The sequence below is a fragment of the Clavibacter sp. AC415 genome (assembly GCF_979252985.1).
Genome location: NZ_CEEDAR010000016.1, coordinates 264,994 through 287,194, shown reverse-complemented (window position 1 = coordinate 287,194; position 22,201 = coordinate 264,994). Strand labels below are relative to the sequence as shown.

The 22,201-nt window shown below is 73.1% G+C and carries 15 protein-coding genes and 4 pseudogenes; 13 read left to right on the top strand and 6 right to left on the bottom strand.

What is annotated here, in order from left to right; all coding sequences use genetic code 11:
* Positions 1-45: 45 nt before the first annotated feature.
* Entirely contained in the window at positions 46-1,005 is a 960-nt protein-coding gene (gene coaA, locus ACZ411_RS08855; RefSeq protein ID WP_464169989.1) for a type I pantothenate kinase, read from the bottom strand.
* A gap of 133 nt (positions 1,006-1,138) precedes the next feature.
* On the opposite strand from coaA, the gene glmS reads away from it, so the two are divergent.
* The 7 genes from glmS (at position 1,139) to ACZ411_RS08820 (ending at position 9,067) form a co-directional block, all read left to right on the top strand.
* Positions 1,139-2,989 carry a glutamine--fructose-6-phosphate transaminase (isomerizing) gene (glmS, locus tag ACZ411_RS08850; RefSeq protein ID WP_094116570.1) on the top strand — a complete coding sequence of 617 codons (1,851 nt, stop codon included), beginning with the start codon at positions 1,139-1,141 and terminating at the stop codon, positions 2,987-2,989.
* Positions 2,990-2,999: 10 nt separating this feature from the next.
* Entirely contained in the window at positions 3,000-3,359 is a 360-nt protein-coding gene (locus tag ACZ411_RS08845) for a holo-ACP synthase (protein ID WP_094116569.1), read from the top strand.
* A complete protein-coding gene (gene alr, locus ACZ411_RS08840; RefSeq protein ID WP_464169985.1) occupies positions 3,356-4,513 on the top strand; it encodes an alanine racemase in 1,158 nt (385 codons plus the stop codon). The genes ACZ411_RS08845 and alr (ACZ411_RS08840) overlap by 4 nt, the downstream gene beginning before the upstream one ends.
* Positions 4,510-6,285, top strand: coding sequence for an alanine racemase (gene alr, locus ACZ411_RS08835; RefSeq protein ID WP_464169983.1), 1,776 nt, complete (start codon positions 4,510-4,512; stop codon positions 6,283-6,285). The genes alr (ACZ411_RS08840) and alr (ACZ411_RS08835) overlap by 4 nt, the downstream gene beginning before the upstream one ends.
* A 9-nt stretch (positions 6,286-6,294) precedes the next feature.
* On the top strand, positions 6,295-6,912 hold the full coding sequence (gene tsaB, locus ACZ411_RS08830) for a tRNA (adenosine(37)-N6)-threonylcarbamoyltransferase complex dimerization subunit type 1 TsaB (protein ID WP_094116567.1): 618 nt from the start codon (positions 6,295-6,297) through the stop codon (positions 6,910-6,912).
* Positions 6,909-8,540 (top strand): tRNA (adenosine(37)-N6)-threonylcarbamoyltransferase complex transferase subunit TsaD, encoded by a 1,632-nt coding sequence (tsaD, locus tag ACZ411_RS08825; protein ID WP_464169980.1) that lies wholly within the window; start codon positions 6,909-6,911, stop codon positions 8,538-8,540. The genes tsaB and tsaD overlap by 4 nt, the downstream gene beginning before the upstream one ends.
* Positions 8,541-8,641: 101 nt before the next feature.
* Positions 8,642-9,067: a DUF4190 domain-containing protein gene (locus ACZ411_RS08820; RefSeq protein ID WP_094116565.1), complete on the top strand. Its 426-nt coding sequence runs from the start codon at positions 8,642-8,644 to the stop codon at positions 9,065-9,067.
* A gap of 91 nt (positions 9,068-9,158) precedes the next feature.
* On the opposite strand, the gene ACZ411_RS08815 is transcribed toward ACZ411_RS08820, so the two are convergent.
* The gene (locus ACZ411_RS08815) at positions 9,159-10,361 is read right to left on the bottom strand and encodes a class I SAM-dependent methyltransferase (RefSeq protein WP_464169978.1); all 1,203 of its coding nucleotides are present in this window, start codon (positions 10,359-10,361) and stop codon (positions 9,159-9,161) included.
* 145 nt (positions 10,362-10,506) lie between these two features.
* Here ACZ411_RS08815 and groES point away from each other — a divergent pair, with 145 nt between their 5' ends.
* The 3 genes from groES (at position 10,507) to ACZ411_RS08800 (ending at position 13,345) form a co-directional block, all read left to right on the top strand.
* Entirely contained in the window at positions 10,507-10,803 is a 297-nt protein-coding gene (groES, locus tag ACZ411_RS08810; protein ID WP_012039257.1) for a co-chaperone GroES, read from the top strand.
* Between the two features lie 120 nt (positions 10,804-10,923).
* On the top strand, positions 10,924-11,877 hold the full coding sequence (gene rarD, locus ACZ411_RS08805; protein ID WP_464169942.1) for an EamA family transporter RarD: 954 nt from the start codon (positions 10,924-10,926) through the stop codon (positions 11,875-11,877).
* Positions 11,878-12,055: 178 nt separating this feature from the next.
* On the top strand, positions 12,056-13,345 hold the full coding sequence (locus ACZ411_RS08800) for an ABC transporter substrate-binding protein (RefSeq protein ID WP_094116563.1): 1,290 nt from the start codon (positions 12,056-12,058) through the stop codon (positions 13,343-13,345).
* 479 nt (positions 13,346-13,824) lie between these two features.
* Here ACZ411_RS08800 and ACZ411_RS08795 read toward each other — a convergent pair.
* The 4 genes and pseudogenes from ACZ411_RS08795 to ACZ411_RS08780 all read right to left on the bottom strand — a co-directional run bounded on the left by ACZ411_RS08795 (position 13,825) and on the right by ACZ411_RS08780 (position 17,753).
* Positions 13,825-14,584: pseudogene (locus ACZ411_RS08795) on the bottom strand (ABC transporter ATP-binding protein).
* A complete protein-coding gene (locus ACZ411_RS08790) occupies positions 14,581-15,504 on the bottom strand; it encodes an ABC transporter ATP-binding protein (protein WP_094116561.1) in 924 nt (307 codons plus the stop codon). The pseudogene ACZ411_RS08795 and the gene ACZ411_RS08790 overlap by 4 nt, the downstream one beginning before the upstream one ends.
* Positions 15,497-16,469: pseudogene (locus ACZ411_RS08785) on the bottom strand (branched-chain amino acid ABC transporter permease). The gene ACZ411_RS08790 and the pseudogene ACZ411_RS08785 overlap by 8 nt, the downstream one beginning before the upstream one ends.
* 6 nt (positions 16,470-16,475) lie before the next feature.
* Complete coding sequence (locus ACZ411_RS08780; RefSeq protein WP_464169939.1) at positions 16,476-17,753, bottom strand: ABC transporter permease subunit; 1,278 nt, start codon at positions 17,751-17,753, stop codon at positions 16,476-16,478.
* Between the two features lie 407 nt (positions 17,754-18,160).
* Between ACZ411_RS08780 and guaB the strand changes: the two are divergent.
* The 3 genes and pseudogenes from guaB (at position 18,161) to ACZ411_RS08765 (ending at position 22,130) form a co-directional block, all read left to right on the top strand.
* Positions 18,161-19,664, top strand: a pseudogene (gene guaB, locus ACZ411_RS08775) (IMP dehydrogenase).
* A 425-nt stretch (positions 19,665-20,089) separates the two neighbouring features.
* Positions 20,090-21,019, top strand: coding sequence for a hypothetical protein (locus tag ACZ411_RS08770; protein ID WP_464169937.1), 930 nt, complete (start codon positions 20,090-20,092; stop codon positions 21,017-21,019).
* Positions 21,012-22,130: pseudogene (locus tag ACZ411_RS08765) on the top strand (GuaB3 family IMP dehydrogenase-related protein). The gene ACZ411_RS08770 and the pseudogene ACZ411_RS08765 overlap by 8 nt, the downstream one beginning before the upstream one ends.
* Positions 22,131-22,201 lie beyond the last annotated feature (71 nt).

The following is a 22,201-nucleotide window of genomic DNA, read 5'->3' as shown; positions in this document are numbered from 1 at the left end:
TCCCACGCCCGCCGCGGGGGCCGACCCGGCTCGCCGCCCGTTCCGTCAGAGCTTCCGCAGCAGGACGTTCGCGACCGAGTGGTCGGCGTCCTTCCGCAGCACCAGCGTCGCCCGCGATCGCGTGGGACGGATGTTCTGCTCGAGGTTCGGCTCGTTGATGGTCGACCAGATGCGTCGCGCGCGCTCCGCCGCCTCGGCCGGGCTGAGCTCCGCGTAGCGGTGGAAGTACGAGCGCGGGTTGCTGAACGCGCCGCGCTGGAGGCTCAGGAACCGCTCCTCGTACCACTGGGCGATGTCGTGCGTGCGCGCGTCGACGTAGATGGAGAAGTCGAAGAGGTCGCTCACCGCGAGCTTCGCGCCGGACGCCGCGGGCTGCAGGACGTTGAGGCCCTCGATGATGAGCACGTCCGGCTGCCGGACAACGACCTCCGCTCCCGGGACGATGTCGTAGGCGAGGTGCGAGTAGAAGGGCGCGCGCACCTCGGGGACGCCGCTCTTCACCTGCGTGACGAAGCGCAGGAGCGCCCTCCGGTCGTACGACTCGGGGAAGCCCTTCCGCTCCATCAGGCCGCGGCGCTCGAGCTCGGCGTTCGGGTGGAGGAAGCCGTCGGTGGTCACCAGCTCGACGCGCGGGGTGTCCTCCCAGCGCGCCAGCATCTCGCGGAGGAGCCGGGCCACGGTCGACTTGCCGACGGCGACGGATCCCGCGACCCCGATGACGAACGGCGTGCTCTTCGCCCGCTCGCCGAGGAACGCGCTGGTCTCGCGGTGCAGCTTCTTGGTGCCCGACACGTAGAGGTTCAGCAGCCGGCTGAGGGGGAGGTAGACGTCGCCCACCTCGCGCATGTCGAGCCGGTCGCCGATGCCCCGCAGCTGCACGAGCTCCGTCTCCCGGAGGGGCAGGTGCGTGGCGGGGGCGAGGGCCGCCCAGTCGGCGCGGGCGATCTCCACGAACGGGGAGACGCTGCCGTGGCTCGTCGAGTGTCCCGTCGCGGTGTCTGGCATGGCCCCTCATCCTACGGCCGGTCCGCGGCGGCGACCGGGCGGCGGGCAGGCGACCGCCGGTGGGACCACCGGGGCGCGCCCGGCGCACGGCCGCGCAGGGGATCCCCGACCCGCGACGGTAAACTCCTGCCCCATGTGCGGAATCGTGGGATACGTCGGTGGGGCCAGGAGCCTCGAGGTCCTCCTCGGAGGGCTGCGGAGGCTGGAGTACCGCGGATACGACTCCGCGGGCGTGGCCATCCTCGACGAGGACGGGACGCTCGGCGTCCGCAAGCGCGCCGGCAAGCTCGACCGCCTGCTGGAGGACCTGGAGGCGTCGCCGCTCCCGGACGGGTCCACCGGCATCGGCCACACCCGCTGGGCCACGCACGGCGGCCCGACCGACCGCAACGCGCACCCGCACCTGGGCGACGACGGCAGGCTCGCCCTCATCCACAACGGCATCATCGAGAACTTCGCGGAGCTCAAGGACGACCTCCTCGCGGACGGCTACACCTTCGAGAGCGACACCGACACCGAGGTCGCCGCCCGTCTCCTCGGCCGCGAGTACGGCATCACGCACGACCTCGAGCAGGCGTTCCGCAACACCGTGAGCCGCCTCGAGGGCGCGTTCACGCTCCTCGCCGTGCACCGCGACCAGCCCGGCCTGGTGGTCGGCGCCCGCCGCAACTCCCCGCTCGTGATCGGGCTCGGCGAGGGCGAGAACTTCCTCGGGTCCGACGTCGCCGCCTTCGTGGAGTTCACGCGTCGTGCGGTCGCCATCGGGCAGGACCAGATGGTCGCGATCCGCCCCGACTCGGTCACCGTCACCGACTTCCACGGCGCGCCCGTGGAGACGCACGAGTTCGAGATCGCCTGGGACGCGTCGGCCAGCGAGAAGGGCGGCTGGTCGAGCTTCATGGCGAAGGAGATCAGCGAGGGACCGGACGCCGTGGCGAACACGCTGCGCGGCCGCATCGTCGACGGCGTCGTCGTGCTGCCCGACCTCGACGCGATCGGCGAGGCCGACCTGGCGGACATCCAGCGCATCGTCATCGTGGCGTGCGGCACGGCGGCCTACTCCGGCATCCTCGGCAAGTACGCCGTCGAGAAGTGGGCGCGCGTGCCGGTCGAGGTGGAGCTCGCGCACGAGTTCCGCTACCGGGATCCCGTGCTCGACTCGCGGACGCTCGTCGTCTCGATCAGCCAGTCCGGCGAGACCATGGACACGCTGCTCGCCGTGCGCTTCGCGCGCGAGGCCGGCGCGCGCGTGCTCTCCATCTGCAACACGCAGGGCGCCACCATCCCGCGGGAGTCGGAGGCCGTCGTCTACACGCACGCGGGCCCCGAGGTCGCGGTCGCGTCCACGAAGGCCTTCGTCGCGCAGGTCGCGGCGCTGTACCTCCTCGGGCTGCACCTCGCCCGCATCCGCGGCACGCTGTCGGCCGACGAGATCGTCGCGAACACGGAGGAGCTCCTCGCGATCCCGGAGAAGCTCGCCACGGTGGTCGAGCAGGGCGAGACCATCCGCCAGCTCGCGAAGTGGATGGCGGACACGCGCGCCGTGCTGTTCCTCGGCCGCAACGTGGGCTTCCCGGTGGCGCTCGAGGGCGCGCTCAAGCTCAAGGAGCTGGCGTACATCCACGCGGAGGGCTTCGCCGCGGGCGAGCTGAAGCACGGGCCCATCGCGCTCATCGAGCCGGGCCAGCCCGTTTTCGTCATCGTCCCGAGCCCCACGCACCAGCTGGCGCTGCACAAGAAGGTCATCTCCAACATCGAGGAGATCCGGGCGCGGGGCGCGCGCGTCATCGCGATCGCGGAGCAGGGCGACGCGTTCGTCCTGCCGCACGCGGACGAGGTCATCCCGATCCCGCTCGCCGCGCCGCTCTTCGAGCCCCTGCTCGCCGTGACCCCGCTGCAGATCTTCGCGATGGAGCTCGCGGCCGCGAAGGGCCTCGACGTCGACCAGCCGCGCAACCTCGCGAAGTCCGTCACCGTCGAGTGACCGGGCGCGCGTGATCAGGGGCATCGGCGTCGACGTGGTCGACGTGGCGCGCTTCGCCCGGAGCGCCGGGCGGACGCCGGGCCTCGTGCCGCGCCTGTTCGCGCCCGCCGAGCGCTCGCTCCCGGTGCGCTCGCTGGCCGCGCGGTTCGCCGCGAAGGAGGCGCTCATCAAGGCGCTGGGCGGTCCCGGCGGGATCAGCTGGCAGGACATGGAGGTCGTCCGCGACGCGCACGGCGACCCGTCGTTCCGCATCGGCGGGGCCGTCGCGGCGGTGGCCGGCGCGCGGGGCGTGACGCGGATCCACCTGAGCATGAGCCACGACGCCGGGCTCGCGACCGCGTTCGTGGTGACGGAGGGGGAGGGCGCATGACCGACGAGGCGACCCTCCAGGCCCCGGCGGCCCTCCGCCGCGAGGCGCGGATCGACACGGGCGCCATCGCCCGGAACGTCCGCACCCTCCGCGCCGCCACGGGCGCCCGGCTCGTGATGGCCGTGGTGAAGGCCGACGGCTACGGCCACGGCGCGGTCGCGTCCGCCCGCGCGGCGCTCGCGGGGGGCGCCGACCGGCTCGGCGTGGTCGACATCCGCGAGGCTCTGGCGCTGCGGGCCGCGGGCATCGACGCTCCCGTCCTCACCTGGATGCACGCACCCGGTGCGGACTTCGACACCGCCATCGAGCACGGCATCGACCTCGGGCTCAACAGCCTGCGCCAGGTTCGGGAGGCCGGGGAGGCCGCGCGCCGGGTGGGTCGCCCCGCCGACGTCCACCTCAAGGTCGACACGGGACTCGGCCGGAACGGCGTCACCACGGCGGAGTGGCCGTCCGTGGTCGCCGAGGTGCGCGCGCTCGTCGCCGACGGCTCCGTCCGCCTCGGCGGGGTGTTCAGCCACCTCGCCAACGCGGGCGCCGACGAGGACTCCGCGCAGGTGCGCGCGTTCCACGCGGCGCTCGACGTGGTGCGGGCCGCGGGGCTCGAGCCCGGGATCCGGCACCTCGCGGCGACCGCCGGAGCGATGCGCGTGCCCGAGGCGCGGCTCGACATGGTGCGGCTCGGCATCGGGATCTACGGCATCTCCCCGCTCGAGGGCGTCACGTCGGCCGAGCTCGGCCTGGTGCCCGCGATGACCCTCGTCGGCAGCGTCGTCGCGGTCAAGCGCGTGCCGGCCGACACGGGAGTCTCCTACGGCTACACGTACCGCACCACCCGCGCGACGACCCTCGCCCTCGTCTCGCTCGGCTTCGCCGACGGCGTCCCGCGCCTCGCGAGCAACCGCGCGCCCGTCGCGATACACGGCGGCCGCTTCCGGGTGAGCGGCCGGATCGCCATGGACCAGTTCGTGGTCGACGTGGGCGACGGCGTCGTCGACGGGCGCGCGGTGGCGGTGGGCGACGACGCCGTGCTGTTCGGGGATCCGGCGACGGGTGCTCCGTCGGTGGAGGAGTGGGCCGAGGCGACCGGCACCATCGGCTACGAGATCGTCACGCGCGTCGCCGGCCGCGTGACCCGGAGGCACCTCGCATGACCGGATCCGCGCACGCGGCGCCCGCACCCGGCGCCGACCGGCCGGCGCCCACCGCGGCCGCCCCGGCCCCCGTCGCCCCGGGTCGTCGCGCCGTCATCGACCTCGACGCCATCCGCCACAACGTCCGGACCCTCGCCGCGCTCGCCGCGCCCGCCCGCACGATGGTCGCCGTGAAGGCCGACGCGTACGGCCACGGCGCCCTCCAGGTGGCGCGCGCCGCCCTCGAGTCGGGTGCCGAGAGCCTCGCGGTGCTCGACGTGGCGTCCGCGGTCGAGCTCCGTCGTGCCGGCATCGGGGCCCGCCTCCTGGCCTGGCTGCACGGCGTCGACACCGACTTCCGCGTGGCCGTCGAGGAGGGCATCGACCTCGGCGTCTCCGCCCTGTGGGAGCTGGAGCGCATCGCGGCCGCGGGGCGCGCCACGGGGATCCGCGCCCGCGTGCACCTCAAGGCCGACACGGGGCTCAGCCGCAACGGCGCCACACCGGAGCTGTGGCCGGACCTCGTGCGCGCCGCCGTCGCCGCCGACGCGGCGGGGGAGCTGACCCTGCACGCGCTCTGGTCGCACCTCGCCGACGCCTCCCTTAAGGACGACGACGCGGCCCTCGCGCGCTTCCACGAGGCTGTCCGCGTCGCCGAGGAGCTGGGTGCGCGCCCGGTGGAGAAGCACCTCGCGGCCAGCTCCGCCGGGATCCGCCTGCCCGCCGCGCGCTTCGACATGGTGCGCTTCGGCATCGCGGTCTACGGCATCTCGCCCTTCGACGACCGCTCCGGCCGCGACCTCGGGCTCATCCCGGCGATGACGCTCGAGGCCGACGTGGTCTCCGTCAAGCGCGTCGAGGCCGGGCAGGGCGTCTCCTACGGGCTCGACCACCGCACCACGGGCCCGTCCACCCTCGCGCTCGTGCCGCTCGGCTACGGCGACGGGATCCCGCGCATCGCCGGCCCGCACGCGTCCGTGCTGCTGGGCGGCCGCCGCTTCCCGATCGCCGGCCGCATCGCGATGGACCAGCTCGTGCTCGACGTGGGCGACCTGCCCGTCGAGGTCGGCGACACCGCCGTGGTCCTGGGCCCCGGCGACCGCGGCGAGCCCACCGCCGAGGAGTGGGCCGGCTGGGCCGAGACCATCGGCGACGAGATCGTGACGCGGGTCGGGCCCCGGGTCGACCGCGTGCACCTCCACGAGCGCGCCGACGCGGCGTCCGACCCGGCCGTCGACGCGGCGTCCGACCCGGCTGCCGATGCGGCCGGCGTCGCCGCTCCGACGGTCCTCTCCGACGAGCGGGTCCCCGTCCCCACGACGGACGACATGGAGGAGCTCGGCCGCGCCTTCGCGCGCGAGCTCGGCGCGGGCGACCTCGTGGTCCTGTCCGGCCCCCTGGGCGCCGGCAAGACCACCTTCACCCGTGGGCTCGGCGACGGCCTGGGCGTGCGGGGGCCCGTCACGAGCCCGACGTTCGTGCTCGCCCGCACCCACCCCAGCATCGTCGACGGGCCGCCGCTCGTGCACGTGGACGCCTACCGGCTGGCCGACGCCCGGGAGCTCGACGACCTCGACATCGACTTCGCGCGCTCCGTCGTCGTGGTCGAGTGGGGTGACGGGAAGCTCGACGGCGTCGCCGACGAGTGGTGGGACCTGCGGATCTCGCGGCCGACGGGAGCCGGGGACGCGGATCCCGATGCTGGCGACGACGACGCCGCGGATCCCGACGCCGCCCTCGAGGAGCCCCGCACCGTCCGCGTCCGACGGCTCCGCGCACGCGCCCGCGCCTAGACTCGACCAGTGCTCCTCGCGATCGACACCTCCGCCGGCACGGGCGTCGCCGTCATCGACCCCGACGGCCGGGTCCTCGCCGAGCGCCAGGAGGCCGACACGATGCGGCACGCCGAGGTCATCGGCACCCTGCTCGACGAGTGCCTCACCGCGTGCGGCGTCGACCGCTGCGACATCCGCGCGGTCGTCGCGGGCATGGGCCCCGGCCCGTTCACCGGCCTCCGCGTCGGCATCGCCGCGGCCCGCGTGCTCGCCACCGGCCTCGACGTCCGCGTCATCCCCGTCGTCAGCCACGACGCCGTCGCTCACGACCACTACGCGGCCGGCGGCACCGGATCCCTGGTGGTCGTCACCGACGCGCGTCGCCGCGAGCTCTACTGGTCCGTGTACGCCGAGCCCGCGGCCGGCGGCGTCGCCGAGCGCACCGCCGGTCCCGGCCTCAGCAGGCCGGACGACGTGCCCGGGGCCGACCACCGCATCGACGCCGCCGGGGTGCGCGCCGCGTCCCTCGCGCAGGTGGCGCGCCTCATGGACGCCCTCGACCTGCCGCAGGCCGCCGACGAGGCGCTGTACCTCCGCTCACCCGACGTCACCGTCTCCGCGGGACCCAAGCGGGTGACCTCGTGAGCGTGGTGTTCCGGCCCGCCGCGCTGGCAGACCTCCCGGCGCTGATGCGCCTCGAGACGAGCACGTTCGTCAGCGACGCCTGGTCGGAGGACGCCATGCGGGGCGAGCTCGTCTCCCCGCACGGCTGGTACGTCGTCGCGGTCGACCCGTCCGACGGCGCGGTCCTCGGCTACGCGGGCCTCTCCTGCCCGCGGGGCCTCCATGCCGCCGACGTGCAGACCATCGCGGTCGCCGGGTCGGCCCGCGGCCGCGGCATCGGCCGCGCCCTCCTCACCCGGCTCCTCGCGGAGGCGCACGGCCGGGGCGCGCGCGAGGTCCTGCTCGAGGTGCGTGCGGACAACCCGGTCGCCCAGGCGCTGTACGCGTCGCTCGGCTTCGAGCCGATCGCCGTGCGCCCGCACTACTACCAGCCCGACGACGTCGACGCAGTCGTGATGCGGGCCCCGCTCGGCCCGGAGCCGCATCCCGCGACCGAGCCGCGCCCCGGCACGGAGCCCACGGCCGCCGAGGCCGCCCCCGCCGCCGCCGACGCCGAGGTCGACGCGTCCGAGGAGGAGGGCGACGAGACGGCGGGCCCGCTCGTGCTCGGCATCGAGACCTCCTGCGACGAGACCGGCATCGGCATCGTCCGCGGCCAGACGCTCCTCGCGAACGTCATCTCGAGCTCGATGGAGGAGCACGCGCGCTACGGCGGCGTGGTCCCCGAGGTCGCCGCCCGCGCGCACCTCGAGGCGCTGACCCCGGCGATCGACGCGGCGCTCGAGGAGGCCGGCGTCACCCTCCGCGAGCTCGACGCGATCGCGGTCACCGCCGGCCCGGGCCTCTCCGGCGCCCTCATGGTGGGCGTCGGCGCGGCGAAGGCGCTCGCCGTGGCGCTCGAGATCCCGCTGCACGGCGTCAACCACCTGGTGGGCCACGTCGGCGCGGACCTCCTCAGCGTCGACGGCGGCCCCGGCCGGCCGCTCGAGGCGCCGAGCATCGCGCTCCTCGTCTCCGGCGGCCACACCTCGCTCCTCCTCGTGCGCGACCTCGTCGACGACGTCGAGCTGCTGGGCGAGACGATCGACGACGCGGCGGGCGAGGCCTTCGACAAGGTCGCGCGCGTGCTCGGCCTGCCGTACCCCGGCGGGCCGCACATCGACCGGGTCGCGGCCGACGGCGACCCCCGGGCGATCCGCTTCCCCCGCGGCCTGAGCCTCCCGAAGGACATGGAGCGCCATCGCTACGACTTCTCCTTCTCGGGCCTCAAGACCGCGGTCGCGCGCTGGGTCGAGAAGCGCCAGGACGCCGGCGAGCCCGTGCCCGTCGCGGACGTCGCCGCGAGCTTCCGCGAGGCCGTCGTCGACGTCCTCCTCACCAAGGCCGTCGCGGCGTGCGTCGACCACGGCATCCCGCGCCTCCTCCTCGGCGGCGGCGTGGTCGCCAACGCGCGGATCCGGGAGGTGGCGGCCGAGCGGTGCCGGGCGGCGGGCATCGAGCTGCGGATCCCGCCCCTGTCGCTCTGCACCGACAACGGCGCGATGATCGCGGCGCTCGGCGCGCGCCTCATCGAGGCGGGGCGCGCGCCGTCGGGCCTCGCTTTCGGCGCCGACTCGACGCTCCCGGTCACCGTCGTCCAGGTCGGCTGAGCCGGCCCCGGTCCGGCGGGCCCCCGTCCGGGGACATTTCAGCGAGCCTCTAAACGCGGGGGCGATGTCACGGTATGTTCCCAGGGACGAAAGGAACGACCATGACCGATCCGCAGAACCCGGACCGCTCCTCCGACGACTTCCCGCCCGCGCCCGGCCAGCCGTCCTACCCGGCTGCTCCCGCCGCCGGATCGGGCTCGCCCTACGCGGCGCCCTACCAGCCCGGCCCGGGCGGTGCGCCCAAGAAGGGCCTCGCCATCACGTCGATGGTGCTCGGCATCGTCTCCGTGGTGCTGTCGCTCCCGCTGTGGTTCCTCACGTTCTTCGTGGGCATCGCGGCGATCATCACGGGCGTCCTCGCGCGCAAGCGCAACCCCGGCACCAAGGGCTTCTGGCTCACCGGCCTCATCCTCGGCATCGTGGGCGTCCTCGTCAGCATCATCGTGGTGCTGGTCGTCGTGGTGTTCGTGAACACGGCGATCCAGACCGGCGAGATCAACGGCACGCCCATCCCGACGGCCCCGTAGCCCGTACGGCACGCAGGCACCATCCGCACCACCACGACGCGGTCGTCCCCTCGGGGCGGCCGCGTCGTCGCGTCCGGGAGGGGAGCCGGGATCAGCCCGCGACGGCCCCGTGGCGGTCCGCGAGGATCGCGACCCGCCGGCCGCCCACGCGCGTCGCGATGAGCGTCGCCGACGCGTCCCCCTTCAGCTGCAGCCGCGTGCGCAGCCGGGCCGGGTCGACGTCGACCCCGCGCTTCTTGATCTCCAGCGTCCCGATCCCGCGTGCCCGGAGCTCGCGCCGCAGCCGCTGCTCGTCGAGCGGCAGCACCTCCCGCACGCGGAACCCGCGCGCGAACGGGGTCGCCTGCTCCCGGTCGGCGGTGATCCACGCGATGCCCTCGCCGACCATGCGGCCGTCGAGCGAGCGCGCGAGGTCGCCGATGAGCCGGGCGCGGATGACGGCGCCGTCGGGCTCGTACAGGTGCTCGCCCAGCTCGCCGAGCTCCGCGTCGGGGCTGTCGGCGGCGGACACGAGCTCCGACGACGCCGCCCCGCTGATCACGAGCGCCGCCCGCCGCACGCCGTCGCGGCGCGTGGGCCCGAACCACAGTCCCATCTCCACCGCCTGCCCGTCGACGGAGACCCACTGCGCCTCCGCCTCCTCGGGGATGAGGTCGCGGTCGAGGCCGGGCCCGAGCTTGATGCCCGCGGGGCGCCCCGCCGCCAGCTCGAACGCCTGCGTCAGCGTCGGCGAGTACGCCGCGGGATCCGAGATGCGCCGCGTCGAGGAGTGCCCGTCGGTGCGCCGCGCGGGGTCCAGGTAGACGCCGTCGACGCGTCCGGCGTCGAAGTCCTCGGCCGTGCCCTGCTCGACCTCCGCCTCGGGGAAGGGCGCGAGGTTCCAGCCCGCGACCGCGGCGGTCACCTCGTCGCGCTCGACGGCCGTGACGCGGATGCCGATGGCCGCCATCGCCATCGCGTCCCCGCCGATCCCGCAGCCGAGGTCGGCGACGTGCGCCACGCCCGCCTGCTGGAAGCGCCCGGCGTGCTGCGCGGCGACGGGGAGCCGGGTGGCCTGCTCGAGCCCGGCCTCCGTGAAGAGCATCCGGCCGGCGAACTCGCCGAACTTGGCGCGGGCGCGGGCACGCAGCCGGGACTGGGTGAGGACGGCGCTCACGAGCGCGGGGGAGTGGCCCTCGCCGCGCAGCGCGGTGACGATGCGCACCGCGTCGTCGCCCGGCCGCGGCTCGGGCAGGCTGTCGAGCAGGCGGAGCCCCTCGAGGGAGAGCACCTCGCGGAGGTCGGTCTGGTCCATCCGCCCACCGTATCGAAGCGGCTCCCCACCGATTGGCACTCGCGTTGCACGAGTGCAAGCCCAGCCCGTAGAATCTCACCTGGCACTCTCCCCCGGGGATTGCCAATCAAGTCTTGTCCCTTAGTCACGAAGGAAGAGGTCAACCGTGTCGGTCTCCATCAAGCCGCTCGAGGATCGCATCGTCATCCAGCAGGTCGAAGCCGAGCAGACCACCGCGTCTGGTCTGGTCATCCCCGACACCGCCAAGGAGAAGCCCCAGGAGGGCGAGGTCGTGGCCGTTGGCCCCGGCCGCATCGACGACAACGGCAACCGCGTCCCGCTCGACGTCGCCGTGGGCGACAAGGTCATCTACTCCAAGTACGGCGGAACCGAGGTCAAGTACGACGGCCAGGACCTCCTCGTCCTCTCCGCGCGCGACGTCCTCGCGGTCATCGAGCGCTGACGCTCGTCGTCTAGCGACACCGCACCACCCGGGAGCCCGGCCGACGCGTTCGGCCGGGCTCCCGTGCGTCCGGCGGCCCATCCGGCGGGCCGGCCCCGGTCGCGGGGCTAGCCTCGGGTGGTGACGCAGCCCTCCCCGGAGACCTCGACCCGCACCGGCCTCCTCGCCGCCGTCGGCGCGTACGGCCTGTGGGGGGTCCTGCCGGTCTTCTTCCTCCTCCTGGTGCCGGCGGGGGCCTTCGAGATCGTCGGCTGGCGCATCCTCTTCTCGCTGGTCGTCTGCGCCCTCGTCATCACGGTCGCGCGCCGCTGGTCGCGCGTGGTCGCGATCGTGCGACGCCCGCGGATCCTCCTGGGCCTCGGGCTCGCCGGGCACCTGATCCTCGTCAACTGGACCGTCTACGTCTACGGCACCCTCTCGGGCCACGTCGTCGAGACCGCGCTCGGCTACTTCATCAACCCCATCGTCACCGTGCTCCTCGGCGTCCTCCTCCTGCGGGAGCGACTCCGTCCCCTGCAGTGGACGGCCGTCGGGCTGAGCGCCGTCGCGGTCGCGGTCATCGCGGTCGGCTACGGGCAGCTCCCGTGGGTCTCCCTGGCGCTCGCCGGCTCGTTCGGCCTGTACGGACTCGTGAAGAAGCGCGTCAGCGGCGGGGCGGACGCGCTCTCCGGGCTCGCCCTGGAGACCGCCTGGCTCGTGCCCGCCGCCACGACCATGCTCGTGATCACCGGCGCGGGGGCGGGCCTCACCATCGGCACCGTCTCGCTGGGGCACACGCTCCTCCTGGTGAGCACCGGCGTCGTGACCGCGGGGCCGCTGCTCCTGTTCGGGTTCGCCGCGGGCCGCCTGCCGCTCTCCGTGATCGGCCTCACGCAGTACCTCGCGCCCCTGCTGCAGTTCGCCTTCGGGGTGTTCGTGATGCACGAGGCGATGCCGCCGGAGCGCTGGGCGGGCTTCGCGATCGTGTGGGCGGCGCTCGTGCTGCTCACCATCGACATGCTCCGGACGGCGCGTCGCGCCTCGTCGCCCTCCGTGCCGATCCGGAGGGATCCGGCGGTGGTCGAGGGCATCTGATTCGGATCCCGTCGCGCATTCCGCGAAAGGTAACGATCGGGTCGCGTTACACGCCGGAAATGCCGATGCATTGTGTCCGTCTCACGCGCGCCATAGGGTCGCACCAGGCGAGGCGCGCATTCGCGTGCCTCATGCACCACATTCCCGAGCATCACCACACACATCCATAAGGAGCACCATGAGCGCATTCGGCAGGGCTTCGGCCTCCCGCTCACGATCCGCCCGCACCGCCCTCAGCGCCGTCACCATCGCGGTGGCCGGCGCCCTCGTCCTGGCCGGCTGCTCCGGCGGCAGCGGCGACAGCGGCAGCGGAGGCACCACGGGCGACGGCGGCCTGGAACTCAAGATCGGCACGATCCTGCCCCAGACCGGCTCGCTGGCCGTCCTCGGCCCGCCCGAGTTCGCGGGCGTCCACCTCGCCGAGCAGGACATCAACGATGCCAAGGCCGGCATCACGGTCTCCGTCACCGACAAGGACTCGGGCGACACCACCACCGACATCGCGAGCCAGTCGGCCACGTCGCTCATCGCGGACGGCAACAGCGCCATCCTCGGTGCCGCGTCCTCCGGCGTCTCGAAGACCTTCATCGACCAGGTCACGCAGGCCGGCGTCGTCCAGCTGTCGCCCGCGAACACGTCGCCCGACTTCACGACCTACGAGGACGACGGCTACTACTGGCGCACCGCCCCCTCGGACGTGCTCCAGGGCCGCATCCTCGGCAACAAGATCCTCCAGGACGGCAAGACGAACGTCTCCATCCTCTACATGAACGACGCGTACGGCACCGGCCTCCGCGAGAACATCAAGAAGACGCTCGAGGAGGGTGGCGCCACCATCGCCGCCGAGTCGGTGTTCGAGCCGTCCGCCACGGACTTCAACAGCGCCATCACGTCGGTGCTCGCCCCGAACCCCGACGCGCTCGTGGTCATCTCGTTCGACGAGATCAAGACGATCGCCGACCAGCTCGCGTCCAAGGGCTTCGACTTCGCGAACTTCTACGGCACGGACGGCAACTACGGCGTCATCAAGGAGACCGACACCAACGTCGACATCGCGGGTGCGCAGTTCACGAACCCCGGCGTCGAGGCCAAGGAGGACTTCCAGGGTCGTCTGCAGGACATGGTCAAGGCCGACGGCGACCCCGAGCTGACCGTCTTCAGCTACGCCGCCGAGTCCTACGACGGCACGACGCTCCTCGCCCTCGCCGCCCTCCAGGGCGGCGCGACCGACGGCGCGACGCTGAAGGACAACCTGCAGTCCGTCTCCGAGGGCGGCACCAAGTGCGAGTCGTTCGCCGACTGCGCGAAGCTCATCGCCGACGGCACCGACATCGACTACGACGGCATCTCCGGCCCCATCACGTGGGATGAGAACGGCGACCCGACCGAGGCGTACGTCTCCGTCTACAAGTACGAGGAGGGCAACGTCCAGACCTTCTCCGAGCAGGTCTACGGCAAGCTCGACTAGCACCGCAGCACGCACGTCCCGAGGGGCCCGGTCCGCATGGACCGGGCCCTTCGGCGTCTCCCCTCCTCCGCCGCGTGGGCGACGGCATGCGGGATAAGGCCGTGTGTTCCCCTGCGTGGGCGACGGCATGCGGGATAAGGCCGGGTGATCCGCATCGCGCGTGGGGCCGGGGCCTCGGCCGACAGCGCCCGGTGCGCACGAGGCCGCATCTCGGGGCGAGAGCCCAGCGGTGCTGCGCACGCGGCCACGTCGTCCGGGGAACTGGGTCGACGTCGCCTGTGCGCGGATCCGAGGCCCGATGGCGGACGGGCGGATGCGCGCCGCATGCCCAGCGCCGCGGCCGTCAGCGGCGCCGGGACGCGCTGCGACAGCCTGGAGCCCCGTCGGCCCCATCTGCCCTCGGACGGGCGCCTCGCGGGCCCCACACGACGACGCGGCACCCCCGAGGGGATGCCGCGTCGGACGGTGCGAGGAGCGGGTCAGGGCTGCGGCGCCGCCTTGGCCTTCTCCTGGTCGGCGGCGAGCGTGCCGAGGTACAGCTCGATGACCTTCGGGTCGTTCATGAAGCTCGCGCCCCCGGCCCTCGTAGGCGTCCTTGCCCTGGTCGAGCACGTAGCCGCGGTCGCAGATCTGCAGGGCCCGGCGGGCGTTCTGCTCGACGATCATGACCGAGACGCCCGCGCGGTTGATCTGCGCGACGTTGATGAACGTCTCGTCCTGACGGACGGGGGACAGGCCCGCGCTCGGCTCGTCGAGCAGCAGCACCGTCGGGTCCATCATGAGCGCGCGCGACATGGCGACCATCTGCCGCTCGCCGCCGGAGAGGGACCCGGCGCGCTGCTTGAGGCGCTTGCCGAGCTCCGGGAACAGGTCGGTGACGAACGCCAGCCGCTCCTTGTACATCCGGGGCTTCTGGTAGACCCCCATCTGCAGGTTCTCGTCGATGGTGAGGGTCGGGAACACGTTGTTGTTCTGCGGCACCATGCCGACGCCGCGGGACACGAGCTTGTCGGCCTTCAGCCCGGTGATGTCCTGGCCGTTCAGCTCGATGCTGCCGCCGCGCACGTTCACCTGCCCGAAGATCGCCTTCAGCAGCGTCGACTTGCCGGCGCCGTTCGGGCCGATGATCCCGACGAGCTCGCCCTTGTCGACGTGCACGTTGCACCCGTTGAGGATGTTCACCCCGGGCAGGTAGCCCGCGTGGAGGTCGGTGGTCTGGAGGACCCGCTCTACCGTCACTTCTCTGCCGCTTCCTTCTCGATCTCTTCCTTGACGAGGTCGGACTCCATGTCCTTCGCCACCTCGCGCTGGCCCGTGAGCGTGCCGAGGTCGGTGTCGTGGTGCGCGCCGAGGTAGGCGTCGATGACGGCCGGGTCGCTCATCACCGTCGAGGGCGGGCCCTCGGCGACGATGCGGCCCTCGGCCATCACGACCACCCAGTCGGCGATCTCGTTGACCATGTGCATGTCGTGCTCGACGAACAGCACGGTCATGCCCTCGGTCTTGAGGTCGAGGATGTGGTGGAGGAGCGACTGCGTCAGCGCCGGGTTGACGCCGGCCATGGGCTCGTCGAGCATGACGAGCTGAGGGCGGGTCATGAGCGCGCGGGCCATCTCGAGGAGCTTCCGCTGTCCGCCGGAGAGGCTGGCCGCGTAGTCCTCCTCCTTGGCGTCGAGCTTGAACTTCCGCAGGAGCCCGCGGGCGCGCTCCGTGATCTCGTCCTCCTTGCGGCTCCACAGGGGGCGGATCAGCGCGGAGAAGAAGTTCTCGCCACCCTGGCCGGTGGCGCCGAGGCGCATGTTCTCCAGCACCGTCATGCCGCCGAGCGCCTTCGTGAGCTGGAACGTGCGCACCATGCCGAGGCGGGCGACGCGGAACGCGCTCATCCCGGCGAGGTTCCGGCCGGAGAACTCCCACTTGCCGGTGTTCGGCTTGTCGAAGCCGGTCAGCAGGTTGAAGAAGGTCGTCTTGCCGGCGCCGTTCGGGCCGATGAGGGCCGTGATGGAGCCGCGTGGGATCTCGAGGTGGTCGACGTCCACCGCCTTGAGGCCGCCGAACTGCCGGCTCACGCCGTGCGCGACGATGATGGGGTCCTTCTTGGCGCAGCCCGGACCGGCGTCGCCGTCGAGGATGGCCGAGACCGGGGTCTTGTCAGGCAAAGTGCGTCTCCTTCTTCTTCCCGAAGATGCCCTGTGGTCGGAAGATCACGAGCAGCATGAGCGCGACGCCCACGATGATGAAGCGGATCGGGCCCTGCTGGGTGCTCGAGATGGGCAGCCAGTCGTTCGTGACCGCGAGGCTGAGCAGGCCGTCCGACAGCGACAGCGTGACCCAGAAGATGATCGAGCCGATGACGGGGCCGAAGATCGTGGCGGCACCGCCCAGCAGCATGATCGTGTACAGGAAGAACGTGAGCTGCGTGCCGTAGTTGTCGGGTTGCAGCGACCTCGGGAGGATGAAGACCACGCCCGCGAGCCCGCCGAACACGCCGCCGAGCACGAGCGCCTGCATCTTGTAGGAGTACACGTTCTTGCCGAGCGCGCGGACCGCGTCCTCGTCCTCGCGCACGCCCTTGAGCACACGGCCCCAGGGGCTGCGCATGAGGAGGAAGACCAGGAGGCAGGCGATGCCGACGAGGCCCCAGCCCACGATGCGGATCCACCACTGGTCGGCGGAGTAGGTGAGGACGCCCGCCCCGAAGCGGCCCTCGGGCAGCGGGTTGAGGTCGTTGAACCCCGCGGCCGCGCCGTTGATGCCCTCGGAACCGCCGGTGACGCTCGAGAACTCGGGGTGTCTTGACGCTGAGGCGGATGATCTCGGCCGCGGCGATGGTGACGATGCTGAGGTAGTCCGCCCGCAGCCGGAGCGTGGGGATCCCGAGGATCAGCGCGAAGACGGTGGACGCGACGATCGCCGCGAGCAGGGACGCCCAGACGGGCCAGTCGTACATGACCGCCGTGATGGCGAACGCGTACCCGCCGATGGCCATGAATCCGGCCTGGCCGAAGTTGAGCAGGCCCGTGAAGCCGAAGTGGATCACGAGGCCGACGGTCGCGAGCGCGTACGCCGCGGTGGTCGGCGAGAAGATCTCGCCGATCGCCAGGAAGATGAAGTTGGTGTTCATGCGCGGCTAACCGATCCGATCTTTCCGGCCCAGGATGCCCTGGGGCCTGACGAGCAGGATGACGATCATGACCACGAGAGCGGCCACGTACTTCATGTTCTCGGGCAGGACCATGGTGCTGACGTTGATGAAGACGCCGATCACGATCGAGCCGATGAGGGCGCCGAACGCCGTCCCCAGGCCGCCGAGGACGACGGCGGAGAAGACGAGCAGCAGGATCGAGGCGCCCGTGTCCCAGCGCAGCGACTGGTAGTAGGCGATGAAGACGCCGGACAGCGCCGCGAGGGCCGCGCCGCCGACCCAGACCACGCGGATGACCCGCTCCACGTCGATGCCGGACGCGGCCGCCAGCGAGCGGTTGTCCGAGACGGCGCGGGTGGCCTTGCCGATCTTCGTGTAGAGCAGCACGTACGCGACGGCGAGCAGCAGCACGATGGAGACCACCGCTCCGGCGACGTCCGTGAACTTGAGGCTCACCGGCCCGACGACGAGGAACGGCGCGGGGCTGTTCGGCAGCGTCAGGCGGTCGGCGCCGAAGATGAACTGGAAGAGGTAGCGCAGCGCGAGCGACAGGCCGATGGTGACGATCATCAGCGGCACGAGGCCGAGGTTCCGCCGCCGGAGCGGCTTCCAGATCGCGGCGTCCTGCGTGTAGCCGAAGGCCCCGCCGAGCACCACCGTGATGAGGATCGCGAGCACCGGGTCGAGCCCCAGCACGTTGCTGAAGAGGTAGGCCATCAGGGCCCCGAAGGTCACCAGCTCGCCGTGCGCGAAGTTGTTGAGGCCGGTCGTGCCGTAGATGAGGGAGAGGCCGATGGCGGCGAGGGCGAGGAGGAGGCCGAAGATGAGGCCCGTCACCACCTTGGGCCAGAAGATCTTCCAGAAGTTGTTGCCCGACACCGGCTCCGCGGTGCCCGAGACCGTGCCGGTCTCGGTGTCCGGGGCGGCGGTCTCGCCGCCCGTGGACGTGCCCGCGTCGGTGCTCGGCGTGGGGCTCGGGCCCGCCGCCGCGCCGCCGTCGGGGGAGAGGAAGAAGAAGGCCGGCACGTTCTTGTTGCCGGCGGCGACGTCGATCTCGCGGGGGCTCGATCCCGCGCGGGGGATGCCCGCGCCCTCGGGGACCGTGGACTCGTCGACCTCGACGGTGAACGACCCGGGGGCGGACAGCCCGACCTCCGCCTTGCCCTCCGCGTCGGTCGTGCCGGTGGCGTCGACGCCGCCGCCCGACACCGTGACGGTGACGCCGGCGATGCCGGTCTTGTCGGCGTCCGCCCGGACCCACACGAGCAGGGACTGCTCGGCGGACGCCGGGTCGACGGCCTGGGCGCCGCGCGGGGATCCGCGTGAGCACCCGCCGGGGCCGTGAGGACGAGTGCGGCGCAGGCGAACGCCACCGCGAGAATCAGGGCCCACATGCGCTGCGCGCGTGCTCCGGCCGAACCAGTGGCTATCACTAGACCTCCATAGGGGGAGCCGTGGGATGGGCACATCCGCACAGGCACCGCGACTACCGTCAGGACGACGTTGGTTGACAGTACGTGCTGATTATGTCCTGGATGTTTCGAGTCCACGGCGCGCGGCGGCGTGCTAGCGCGGGAATAGCGCGGGAGCACGACCGTTAACATCGACACACCGGTTGCCGACGCGGTCCCCCGGGTGCATCGTCCGCCTCTCACCCCCCTGGAGGGAACTTGGATCAGTCCGACCCGTTCGGCGTCATCGGCCTCACCTACGACGACGTCATGCTCCTCCCGGGGCACACCGACGTCATCCCCAGCGAGGCGGACACCACGTCCCGCCTCACCCGCAACATCAGCGTCGCGGCTCCCCTCCTCTCCTCGGCGATGGACACCGTCACCGAGGCGCGCATGGCCATCGCGATGGCCCGCCAGGGCGGGCTCGGCGTGATCCACCGCAACCTCTCCATCGAGGACCAGGCGGCCTTCGTCGACAAGGTCAAGCGCAGCGAGTCGGGCATGATCACGAACCCGGTCACGACGCGACCCGACGCCACCGTCGCCGAGGTGGACGCGCTCTGCGGCCAGTTCCGCGTCTCCGGCCTCCCCGTCGTCGAGTCCGACGGCACCCTCGTCGGCATCATCACCAACCGGGACATGCGCTTCGTCTCGCCCGTCCAGGCGGCGACGACGCTCGTCCGCGACGTCATGACGCGCACCCCGCTCATCACGGGCGAGGTCGGCATCGACCCCGACCACGCGATCGCGATCTTCGCGGAGCACAAGATCGAGAAGCTCCCCCTGGTCGACGACGCCGGCAAGCTCCGCGGCCTCATCACCGTCAAGGACTTCGACAAGTCCGAGCAGTACCCGGACGCCACCAAGGACTCCGAGGGGCGGCTCCGCGTCGGCGCGGCCATCGGGTTCTTCGGCGACGCCTGGCAGCGCGCGCTGGCCCTCGTGGAGGCGGGCGTCGACGTGCTCGTCGTGGACACCGCGAACGGCGACAGCAAGGGCGTGCTCGACATCATCCGCCGCCTGAAGTCCGACCCGGCGACGTCGCACGTCGACGTGATCGGCGGCAACGTCGCCACCCGGTCGGGCGCCCAGGCGCTCATCGACGCAGGCGCGGACGCCATCAAGGTCGGCGTCGGTCCGGGATCCGATCTGCACCACCCGCGTCGTGGCGGGCGTGGGCGTGCCCCAGGTCACCGCCGTCTACGAGGCGTCGCTCGCCGCGCGCGCCGCCGGCATCCCGGTCATCGCCGACGGCGGCCTGCAGTACTCGGGGGACATCGCGAAGGCGCTCGTCGCCGGCGCCGACACCGTCATGCTCGGCAGCCTCCTCGCGGGCTGCGACGAGAGCCCGGGCGACCTCATGTTCGTCGGCGGCAAGCAGTTCAAGAGCTACCGGGGGATGGGCTCGCTCGGCGCGCTCCAGACCCGCGGCTCGAAGACCTCCTACTCGAAGGACCGCTACTTCCAGTCGGACGTGCCGAGCGACGACAAGCTCATCCCCGAGGGCATCGAGGGCCAGGCGCCCTACCGCGGGTCGCTCGCGAACATGGTGTACCAGCTCACGGGCGGCCTCCGGCAGTCCATGTTCTACGTCGGGGCGCGCACGGTGGGCGAGCTCAAGGACCGCGGGCGCTTCGTGCGCATCACGGCGGCCGGGCTCAAGGAGTCGCACCCCCACGACGTGCAGATGGTCGTCGAGGCGCCCAACTACCGCCGCTGAGGCGCGGGGCCGCGCGTCACGCGCGGTGAGGACGAGGGGCCGGCGCGGACAGCGCCGGCCCCTCGCGCGTCCCCGGTGGCGGTCGCGCGGTCGCGTCGGGAGGCCGGGCGCCGTCCCTCACAGACGCGCGCGGCGGCCGTCGTCCCGGGGTCACGGCGGAGAGCGCCCGGGGTCCGGGATGCGCGGCACAGTGCGGTCATGTCCCCGTACCCCGACCCGTACCCCGACCCGGACGCCGTGCCCGACCTCCTCGGGGCGGGGGTGCTGGGGCCGTGCGACGTGGTCCTGATCCTGTCCGGCCCGGTCTCCGCCGGCCTGCCGTGCGCGCGTGCGGCGCGTGCGGAGGGCGGCTCCGAGGCGCGCATCGGGGCGCACGACCGCGCCGGCGCCGCGACGGTCGCACGGGCCGAGGCGCGGGGGAGCTCGTGCGGCTGCGCGCCGGGGTCCACGTCGAGAGGAGCGGCTGGGAGGCCGTGTCGGGTCGCGAACGGCACCTCCTGCGCATCCGGGCGCTCGCCTGCGCGTCGACGACGCCCGTCGTGATCGGCGGTGCGTCCGCCGCTGCCGTGCACGCGCTGCCGCGCATCGCGCCGTGGCCGCAGCTCGTGACGCTCCTGCACGTGCCGGGGCGAGCGGCCGCGCGCCGGTCGGGCACGCGCGTCGTGCGGGATCCGGCGGGCGGGCGGTCCCCCCTCGTGGCGGCCGGAGGGGGAGTGCCGCCGCCCGCACTCGCCGCGACGGCGCTGGCCGCGTCGCACGAGGCGGCGATGGCGGCCGTGCGGGAGGCGGCGCCGCGCGCACCGGGCTGGTTCGCGCACGGCCTCGTCGCGCTCGATGACGCGCTCGGTGCGAGCCGCCCCTCGCCCGTCACCCGCGCGGGCCTCGAGGCGGAGCGGATGCTGCGCGGCCCCGGCCCGTGGAGCCGGCGGTCCGCGCTCCTGGTCGGGGCCGCGGAGGGTGCTGCGCAGGGCCCGGCGGAGTCCGTCGCGCGGGGCGTCGCGGCGGAGATCGGGATGGCCCGCCCGGAGCTCGGCGTGCACGTCGAGGGACACGGGCGCGTCGCCCTGGCCTGGCCGGGCGACCGCGTCGGACTGAGGATCGTCCCGCCGACCCCGCCGACCCCGCCATCCGTGCCGGCCGCGGTCGGCCGCGGACCGTCGGGCGATCCTGCGGGCTGGCGCATGGTCGACGTCACCGAGCGGGACGTGCTGGGCCCCGGGCGGCTGCGCGTGCTCCTCGTGCACGCGGGCCTCGAGCCCGTGCGACGAGCCGGCCTCGCCTCCGGCCGCGCGCGGAGCGCCTCCGGCGTCGGCTGGCCGTCCAGCGGCCCGCCGCTAGGCTGTGCGGGTGAGTGATGTAGAGATCGGCCGCGCCAAGCGGGCCCGCCGGGTGTTCGCGTTCGACGACATCGCCATCGTCCCGTCGAGGCGCACACGCGACCCGCAGGACGTGTCGGTCGCCTGGTCGATCGACGCCTACCAGTTCGAGATCCCCTTCCTCGCGGCGCCCATGGACTCCGTGGTCTCCCCGGCCACGGCCATCGCGATGGGCCGCCTCGGCGGGGTCGGCGTGCTCGACCTCGAGGGCCTGTGGACCCGCTACGAGCACCCCGAGCGGCTCCTCGAGGAGATCCGCTCGCTGCCGCCCGAGTCCGCGACGCGGCGCATGCAGCAGATCTACTCCGAGCCCATCAAGCCCGAGCTCATCACGGCGCGCATCGCGGAGATCCGCGCGGCCGGCGTCGTGGTCGCCGCGGCCCTCTCGCCGCAGCGCACCGCCGATCACTACGAGACCGTCGTCGCCGCCGGGATCGACCTGTTCGTCATCCGCGGCACCACCGTGTCCGCCGAGCACGTCTCCAAGGCCGCGGCCCCGCTCAACCTCAAGGAGTTCATCTACGAGCTCGACGTGCCCGTCATCGTCGGCGGCGCGGCCACGTACACGGCGGCCCTGCACCTCATGCGCACCGGTGCGGCCGGCGTCCTCGTCGGCTTCGGCGGGGAGCGGCGTCCACGACGCGCTCGACGCTCGGCATCCACGCCCCCATGGCCACCGCGCTCTCCGACGTCGCCGGCGCCCGTCGCGACTACATGGACGAGTCCGGCGGCCGCTACGTGCACGTCATCGCCGACGGCGGTCTCGGCAGCTCGGGCGACATCGTCAAGGCCATCGCGGTCGGCGCCGACGCGGTCATGCTCGGCTCGACCCTCGCCCGCGCGACGGACGCGCCCGGCCAGGGCTTCCACTGGGGCGCCGAGGCGCACCACGCGGAGCTGCCCCGCGGCCACCGCGTCCGCGTCGACCAGGTCGGCCCGCTGGAGCAGATCCTCGACCGCTCCGTCCACCACCGCCGACGGCAGCGCCAACCTGGTCGGCGCCCTGCGTCGCGCCATGGCCACCACCGGCTATTCCGACCTCAAGGAGTTCCAGCGCGTCGAGGTCGTCGTCGCGCCGTACGGCAAGTAGTCCGCGCCGGCCGCCCGGCCGGTCCGCTCCGCGTCCGCGGTCCGGGAACATGCGGGGCGCGGCCCGCGTTG